The sequence below is a fragment of the Microcosmobacter mediterraneus genome (genome assembly GCF_031846265.1).
GTDB classification, from domain to species: domain Bacteria; phylum Bacteroidota; class Bacteroidia; order Flavobacteriales; family Flavobacteriaceae; genus Microcosmobacter; species Microcosmobacter mediterraneus.
Genome location: NZ_JAVRIA010000028.1, coordinates 1 through 608, shown reverse-complemented (window position 1 = coordinate 608; position 608 = coordinate 1). Strand labels below are relative to the sequence as shown.

Genomic DNA, 608 nt, shown 5'->3' with positions numbered 1-608 from the left:
ACATTCACAGCACCTGGAGATATGACTATCTATAGTGATGAGGAGTGTGTATATGATGCTTCATTAGAAGTAACAGGAGATGTAGAAGATGAGGCAGATAATTGTAATAATCAATTAGAAGCTATGTATTCAGATTCTATTGTAGACGGACAATGTGAAGGTGAGAAAATCATCACAAGAACATGGTCGTTAGCTGATAGTTGTGGAAACGAAGCAGAAGATCAGGTTCAGATTATCACTGTTAAGGATAATATAGCACCAACATTCACAGCGCCAGCAGATACTACTATCTATACTGATGCGCATTGTGAGTACGATGCTTCAGTTGAAGCAACTGGTGATGTAGAAGATGAGGCGGATAACTGTTCAACAGAAATCGAGGCTACATATTCAGATTCTATAGCAGATGGTCAATGTGAAGGTGAAAAAATTATCACAAGAACATGGTCATTAGTAGATAACTGTGACAATGCAGCAGAGGATCAAGTACAGATTATTACTGTAAAAGATAACATCGCTCCAGCTTTAGACAAAGATGAGAATGGTGTAGCAGTATGCTCTGAGCCAGCAATGACAATTACAACATCGCAAGGTGCAGATTGTCCAGC

Annotated in this window: 1 pseudogene; it reads left to right on the top strand. The window is 39.1% G+C overall.

Features of this window, described 5'->3' with window-relative positions:
* A pseudogene (locus RM697_RS13695) lies at positions 1–608 on the top strand (hypothetical protein); the annotation flags it as partial.